9 protein-coding genes are annotated in these 6,849 nt (G+C 68.2%); 8 read left to right on the top strand and 1 reads right to left on the bottom strand.

Going from position 1 to position 6,849, the window contains the following annotated elements:
• A partial coding sequence (locus tag AAG801_RS38985; protein WP_341893248.1) for a magnesium chelatase domain-containing protein occupies positions 1-568 on the bottom strand: 568 nt, incomplete at its 3' end.
• Between the two features lie 123 nt (positions 569-691).
• Between AAG801_RS38985 and AAG801_RS38990 the strand changes: the two genes are divergently transcribed.
• From AAG801_RS38990 to AAG801_RS39025, 8 genes are all read left to right on the top strand, one after another.
• On the top strand, positions 692-1,624 hold the full coding sequence (locus AAG801_RS38990) for a LysR family transcriptional regulator (RefSeq protein WP_341893249.1): 933 nt from the start codon (positions 692-694) through the stop codon (positions 1,622-1,624).
• An 88-nt stretch (positions 1,625-1,712) separates the two neighbouring features.
• On the top strand, positions 1,713-2,402 hold the full coding sequence (locus tag AAG801_RS38995; protein ID WP_341893250.1) for a substrate-binding domain-containing protein: 690 nt from the start codon (positions 1,713-1,715) through the stop codon (positions 2,400-2,402).
• Positions 2,403-2,430: 28 nt separating this feature from the next.
• Positions 2,431-3,459 (top strand): amidohydrolase family protein, encoded by a 1,029-nt coding sequence (locus tag AAG801_RS39000; RefSeq protein ID WP_341893251.1) that lies wholly within the window; start codon positions 2,431-2,433, stop codon positions 3,457-3,459.
• Between the two features lies 1 nt (position 3,460).
• Entirely contained in the window at positions 3,461-4,144 is a 684-nt protein-coding gene (ligK, locus tag AAG801_RS39005; RefSeq protein ID WP_341893252.1) for a 4-carboxy-4-hydroxy-2-oxoadipate aldolase/oxaloacetate decarboxylase, read from the top strand.
• Between the two features lie 2 nt (positions 4,145-4,146).
• The gene (locus AAG801_RS39010; protein ID WP_341893253.1) at positions 4,147-5,052 is read left to right on the top strand and encodes a DUF1932 domain-containing protein; all 906 of its coding nucleotides are present in this window, start codon (positions 4,147-4,149) and stop codon (positions 5,050-5,052) included.
• Entirely contained in the window at positions 5,049-5,966 is a 918-nt protein-coding gene (locus tag AAG801_RS39015) for an amidohydrolase family protein (protein ID WP_341893256.1), read from the top strand. Before AAG801_RS39010 ends, AAG801_RS39015 begins: the two co-directional genes overlap by 4 nt.
• A gap of 3 nt (positions 5,967-5,969) precedes the next feature.
• On the top strand, positions 5,970-6,344 hold the full coding sequence (gene ligA, locus AAG801_RS39020; RefSeq protein ID WP_341893254.1) for a protocatechuate 4,5-dioxygenase subunit alpha: 375 nt from the start codon (positions 5,970-5,972) through the stop codon (positions 6,342-6,344).
• A gap of 1 nt (position 6,345) precedes the next feature.
• Positions 6,346-6,849, top strand: a 504-nt coding sequence (locus AAG801_RS39025) for a class III extradiol dioxygenase subunit beta (protein WP_341893255.1), incomplete at its 3' end; no start/stop codon positions are given.

The following is a 6,849-nucleotide window of genomic DNA, read 5'->3' on the forward strand; positions in this document are numbered from 1 at the left end:
CCTCCGCGGCCGGTTCGGCAACCGGCAGCGGCAGCGCCGCGTCACCCGGCAGCAGTGACCGCACCACCTCGAGCAGGTGCCCCGCGGCCAGCACGCGCAAGCCGCGCACGCGCGCCGCCTGCGCTGCGCTGGCCGTCGGCAGCACCATCGCTCGGGCGGCCGCACCGCTCTCCTGCGCTGCCGCCAGCGCCATCGCCAGTGCGCCACGCACGGGCCGCAGCTCGCCGGCCAGCGACAGTTCGCCGGCAAATTCGAAGGCGTCCAGCTTGGCCGCATCGAGCTGGCCGTTGGCCGCCAGGATGCCCAGCGCGATAGGCAGGTCGAAACGACCCGACTCCTTGGGCAGGTCGGCAGGTGCCAGGTTGACGGTGATGCGCTTGTTGGACGGGAACTCCAGCGCACTGGTCTGCAGGGCAGCACGGACCCGTTCGCGCGCCTCCTTCACCTCGGTGTCGGCGAGGCCAACGAGCGTGAAACTCGGCAAGCCGTTGGCGAGGTGGACCTCGACGGTGACGGGCGGCGAGCGCAGTGCATCGAGGGCACGGCTGTGGACGACGGCGAGTGACATGGCGCTGATTGTTCGAGCGCTACCAGGCCAGCGTCTGTCCCCCGCGCGGGTGGCGCGAGGGGTGCCCCCGACGATCCCCACGAAGGGGGTGCGCTACAGTCGGCGAGACACCCACCCTGCCGCATGAACCTCATCCAGCTGCGCTACTTCGTCCGCGTTGCCGAGATGGGCAGCTTCAGCAAGGCCGCCATCGAGCTGGATGTCGCGCAGCCGGCGCTGAGCCGCCAGGTGCGCCTGCTGGAAACCGACCTGCGCGTCACGCTGCTGCAGCGCACCGGCCGCGGCGTGCTGCTGACCGAGGCGGGCAAGCGTCTCTACGATCATGCGATCGGCATCCTGCAGCTCGTTGCACACGCCCGCGAAGACCTCAGCGCCAACCGCGACGAGGCCACCGGCCGCATCGTCATCGGCCTGCCGCCGAGCATGGGCCGCATGCTGACGCTGCCCCTGGTCGACGCGTTCAAGCAGCACCTGCCGAAGGCGCGGCTGGCGATCGTCGAAGGCTTGTCGGCGCACATCGTCGAGTGGATCTCCACCGGCCGCGTCGACCTCGGCCTGGTCCACAACCCGGATGCCAACCCGGCGATCGAGACGCTGCACGTGCTCGACGAACCGCTGTGCCTGGTCAGCGCGGCCAAGGGGGCGGCGCGCAAGCAGGCGCCGCTGCCGCTGGCCGAGCTGGCGATGCTGCCGCTGGTGCTGCCCGAGCACAGCCATGCGATCCGCAAGCTGCTGGAGACGCAGGCGGCGCTGGGTGGGCTGAAGCTGAACATCGCCTACGAGGTGTCCAGCGTCAGCGCCATCCTCGAGCTGGTGCGCAGCGGGCATGGCCATGCGGTGCTCGCGCCGAGCGCGATCGCCGCCTCGGGCCAGGCAGCCGCCTTCCGCATGCGGCAGCTGGCCGAAGGCGTGCTGACCAGCACGCTGTGCATGGCGGTGTCGGCGCACAAGCCGGCCACGCCGCTGGTCAAGCGCTCGATGCGCATGCTGCATGAGCTGGTGATGGCCAGCGTCGCCAACGTGGTTGGCTCGCGAGCCCATAACAGGATGCGATAGCAGCTAGCGGCGCCATTCGATTGGCGTGGTCTTGCTGGCGCCGCAGAATCGTTTCTCCCTTCATCCCCCGGGCGGACACGGCGCGACCATGAGCCAAGGCATCAGCGGCATCTCGTCGATGGCGACGCGCACCCTGCTCGCGGAGTTGTCGCGCGCCTGCGAGCAGCGCAGCGGCGTGGCGGTGGCCTTCGAGTCGGTCGGCGGCGTCGATGCCGCGAAGCGCGTGCAGGCCGGCGAGCCGTTCGACGTGGTCGTGCTGGCGTCGGACGCCATCGCGAAGCTGGCCGATGCGGGCCGAGTGCTGGCCGACAGCGTGGTCGACCTGGTTCACTCCGGCGTGGCGGTGGCGGTGAAGGCCGGCGCGCCGCGACCCGATCTGTCCGACGAAGCCGCGGTGAAGCGAGCCGTTCTGGCCGCCAGGAGCATCGGTTACTCCACCGGCCCGAGCGGCACGGCCTTGCTCAAGCTGTTCGAGCGCTGGGGCATCACTGCGCAGATCGAAGGCCGCCTCGTGCAGGCGCGCGCTGGCGTGCCGGTCGGCTCGCTCGTCGCCGGCGGGGAGGTCGAGCTCGGCTTCCAGCAGCTGTCCGAGCTGATCCATGTCGAAGGCATCACCATCGTCGGCCCGTTGCCGGTGGCGATCCAGATCGACACTGTCTTCTCCGCCGCCGTCTGCACCACCTCGCCCAGGCCCGACGCCGCCCGCGCGCTGATCGCGTTCATGGCCTCGTCGGAGACGGCCGATGCCAAGCGCCGCCAGGGCATGGACCCGGCCTGACCTCCCAGAATCTCCAGGAGACTTCCCGATGATCATCGACATCCACGGCCACTACACCACTGCGCCCAAGGCGCTGGAGGACTGGCGCAACCAGCAGATCGCCGGCATCAAGGATCCGTCGGCGAAGCCGAAGGTCGCCGACCTGAAGATCTCCGACGACGCGCTGCGCGAGTCGATCGAGCTCAACCAGCTGGCCAAGATGAAGGAGCGCGGCAGCGACCTGACGATCTTCAGCCCGCGCGCCAGCTTCATGGCGCATCACATCGGCGACTTCGAGGTCAGCTCGACCTGGGCGGCGATCTGCAACGAGCTCTGCTTCCGCGTCAGTGAGTTGTTCCCGGATCACTTCATCCCGGCTGCGATGCTGCCGCAGAGCCCGGGCGTCGACCCGAAGACCTGCATCCCCGAACTGGTCAAGTGCGTCGAGCAGTACGGCAACGTGGCGATCAACCTCAACCCGGATCCTTCCGGCGGCCACTGGACCAGCCCGCCGCTGACCGACCGCCACTGGTACCCGATCTACGAGAAGATGGTCGAGTACGACATCCCGGCGATGGTGCACGTCAGCACCTCGTGCAACGCCTGCTTCCACACCACCGGCGCGCACTACATCAACGCCGACACCACCGCGGTGATGCAGCTGATCCAGGGCGACCTGTTCAAGGATTTCCCGGCGCTGAAGTTCATCGTGCCGCACGGCGGCGGCGCCGCGCCCTACCACTGGGGGCGCTACCGCGGCCTGGCGCAGGAGCTGAAGAAGCCGCTGCTGAAGGACCACCTGCTGAACAACGTCTTCTTCGACACCTGCGTCTACCACCAGCCGGGCATCGACCTGCTGACCAAGGTGATCCCGGTGGCCAACATCCTGTTCGCCAGCGAGATGATCGGCGCGGTGCGCGGCATCGACCCGGAGACGGGCTTCTACTACGACGACACCAAGCGCTACATCGAGGCGAGCACGCAGCTCACCCTCGAACAGAAGCACATGATCTACGAGGGCAATGCACGGCGCGTCTATCCGCGCCTGGACGCCGCTCTCAAGCAAAGGGGGAAGTGAGATGTATGAGCTCGGAGTCGTCTACCGCAACATCCAGCGCACCGACGCGGCGACCGCCGACAGCCTGGCGAAGTTCGGCAGCGCCACGGTGCACGAGGCCATGGGCCGCGTCGGCCTGCTCAAGCCCTACATGCGGCCGATCTATCCCGGCGCGCAAGTCTCGGGCACCGCAGTGACCGTGCTGCTGCAGCCGGGCGACAACTGGATGATGCACGTCGTGGCGGAGCAGATCCGCCCCGGCGACATCGTCGTCGCCGCGGTGACGGCCGAGTGCACCGACGGCTACTTCGGCGACCTGCTGGCCACCAGCTTCATGGCGCGCGGCGCGCGCGCGCTGGTCATCGACGCCGGCGTGCGCGACGTGAAGACGCTGCACGAGATGGGTTTCCCGGTGTGGAGCAAGGCGATCAGCAGCAAGGGCACGATCAAGGCGACGCTGGGGTCGGTCAACATCCCGCTGGTCTGTGCCGGCGCCTACGTGACGCCGGGCGACGTGATCGTCGCCGACGACGACGGCGTGGTCTGCGTGCCGAGGGCGATGGCCGCGAAGACGCTGGAAGCCGCCGCAGCGCGTGAGGCCAACGAGGGCGAGAAGAGAGCCCGGTTGGCCTCGGGTGTGCTGGGTCTGGACATGTACAAGATGCGCGAGCCGCTCGAGAAGGCCGGCCTGAAGTACATCGACTGACCATGGCCACGATCGCGCTCATCGGCTACGGCGAGGTCGGTCGCATCCTCGCCGAGGACCTGCGCGCGCGGGGCGAGGCGGTCGTCGCGTGCGACCTGAAGCTCGCCGGCGAGGCGGGTGGGGCGCTGCGCGAACATGCGTCGAAGCACGGCATCGCGCTGGCCTCGTCGCATGCAGACGCGGTGCGCGCGGCCGACCTGGTCGTCTCTGCCGTCACCGCCAGCCAGGCTGTGCCGGTGGCGCAGGCCTGCGCGGCGGGCCTGAAGGCGAAAGCCTTCTTCCTCGACTTCAACTCCGCCTCGCCCGGCGCGAAGATCCGCGCTGCAGCCCTCGTCAACGCCGCCGGCGGCCGCTACGTCGAGGGTGCGGTGATGACCTCTATCCCGCCCTACCGCATCAAGGTGCCGCTGCTGCTCGGCGGGCCGGACGCGGCGGCGCTGGAGCCGGTGCTCAACGGCCTGGGCTTCGCCGCGAAGGTCGCCAGCGACCAACTCGGCGTCGCCAGCGCCACCAAGATGTGCCGCAGCGTGATGATCAAGGGCCTGGAGGCCATGGTCATCGAGAGCTTCACCGCGGCACGCCACTACGGCGTAGAAGACGCGGTGATCGCCTCGCTGAAGGAAACCTTCCCCGCCATCGACTGGGAGAAGCAGGCCGCCTACTTCTTCCAGCGTGTCATCGAACATGGCCGGCGGCGCAGCGAGGAAGTGCGCGAGGTCGCCGAGACGGTGCGCGAAGCCGGCCTCGAACCCTGGAGCGCCAGCGGCACCGCCGAGCGCCAGGCCTGGGTGGCCGATCTCGCCGATGCCGGCCTGTTCGGCATCAAGGGCACGCAGGAATTCGCCCGCAGCGCCGACTGGCGTGTCGAAGCCGACCGCATCCTCTCCCACGTGAAGAAGACCGACTGATGGAATTCACCAAGACCCCCGGCTGGCTGGACTGGTACGCCGGTCCGTCCAAGCCTGCCTTCAAGCTGCCGCCCGGCAGCGTCGATGCGCACTGCCACGTGTTCGGCCCCGGTGCCGAGTTTCCCTTTGCGCCGGAGCGCAAGTACACGCCTTGCGACGCGAGCAAGCAGCAGCTGTTTGCGCTGCGCGACCATCTCGGCTTCGCGCGCAACGTGATCGTGCAGGCCACCTGCCACGGCGCCGACAACCGCGCGATGGTCGATGCCTGCGTCGGATCGAACGGCAAGGCGCGCGGCGTGGCCACGGTCAAGCGCTCGATCACCGACGACGAACTGCAAGCCCTGCACGACGCCGGCGTGCGCGGCGTGCGCTTCAACTTCGTCAAGCGCTTGGTCGACTTCACGCCCAAGGACGAACTGATGGAGATCGCCGGCCGCATCGCGAAGCTCGGCTGGCACGTGGTGATCTATTTCGAGGCGGTCGACCTGCCGGAGCTGTGGGACTTCTTCACCGCGCTGCCGACCACCATCGTCGTCGACCACATGGGCCGCCCCGACGTCAGCCTGCCGGTGGACGGCCCGCAGTTCGAGCTGTTCGTGAAGTTCATGCGCGAGTACCCGAACGTCTGGAGCAAGGTGAGCTGCCCCGAGCGGCTGTCCGTTGCCGGCCCGCCGGCACTGAACGGCGAACGCAGCGCGTACCGCGACGTGATCCCGTTCGCGCGGCGCATCGTCGAGACCTTCCCCGACCGTGTGCTGTGGGGCACCGACTGGCCGCATCCCAACCTGAAGAACCACATGCCCGACGATGGGCTGCTGGTCGACTTCATCCCGCACATCGCCACCACGCCCGAGCTGCAGCGCAAGCTGCTGGTGGACAACCCGATGCGCCTCTACTGGCCCGAGGAGGTCTGAACCATGGCATTGGACAAGCCGTACAAGAACGTGCCCGGCACGACCATCTTCGACGCCGAACAGTCGCGCAAGGGCTACCACCTGAACCAGTTCTGCATGTCGCTGATGAAGGCCGCCAACCGCGAGCGCTTCAAGGCGAACGAACGCGCCTACCTCGACGAGTGGCCGATGACGGAAGAGCAGAAGCAGGCCGTGCTGGCGCGCGACCTGAACCGCTGCATCTCGCTGGGCGGCAACATCTACTTCCTGGCCAAGATCGGCGCCACCGACGGCAAGAGCTTCCAGCAGATGGCCGGCAGCATGACCGGCATGAGCGAAGAGGAATACCGCAACATGATGATCTCCGGTGGGCGTGACCCGAAGTGGGGGCGGAACTGACATGGCCAAGATCACTGCATCCGTCTATACCAGCCACGTGCCCGCGATCGGCGCGGCGCTCGACCTCGGCAAGACCGGCGAGGCCTACTGGCAGCCGGTCTTCAAGGGCTACGACTTCTCCAAGCAGTGGATGAAGGACAACCGACCCGACGTCATCTTCCTCGTCTACAACGACCACGCCACCGCCTTCAGCCTGGAGATGATCCCGACCTTCGCGATCGGCTGCGCCGCCGAGTTCACGCCGGCCGACGAAGGCTACGGTGCGCGGCCGGTGCCCAAGGTCATCGGCCACCCGGAGCTGGCCTCGCACATTGCGCAGAGCGTGATCCAGGACGACTTCGACCTGACCATCGTCAACAAGATGGACGTGGACCACGGGCTGACGGTGCCGCTGTCGCTGATGTGCGGCCAACCGCAGGCCTGGCCCTGCCCGGTCATTCCGTTCGCGGTGAACGTGGTGCAGTACCCGGTGCCATCGGGCCGGCGCTGCTTCCAGCTTGGCCAG

Source organism: Variovorax sp. YR752 (genome assembly GCF_943372545.1).

What these genes read in the sequence shown, in the direction of transcription:
- AAG801_RS38990 (WP_341893249.1), top strand. Translation starts at nt 692, where the DNA reads ATGAACCTCATCCAGCTGCGCTACTTCGTCCGCGTTGCCGAGATGGGC.
- AAG801_RS38995 (WP_341893250.1), top strand. Translation starts at nt 1,713, where the DNA reads ATGAGCCAAGGCATCAGCGGCATCTCGTCGATGGCGACGCGCACCCTG.
- AAG801_RS39000 (WP_341893251.1), top strand. Translation starts at nt 2,431, where the DNA reads ATGATCATCGACATCCACGGCCACTACACCACTGCGCCCAAGGCGCTG.
- ligK (WP_341893252.1), top strand. Translation starts at nt 3,461, where the DNA reads ATGTATGAGCTCGGAGTCGTCTACCGCAACATCCAGCGCACCGACGCG.
- AAG801_RS39010 (WP_341893253.1), top strand. Translation starts at nt 4,147, where the DNA reads ATGGCCACGATCGCGCTCATCGGCTACGGCGAGGTCGGTCGCATCCTC.
- ligA (WP_341893254.1), top strand. Translation starts at nt 5,970, where the DNA reads ATGGCATTGGACAAGCCGTACAAGAACGTGCCCGGCACGACCATCTTC.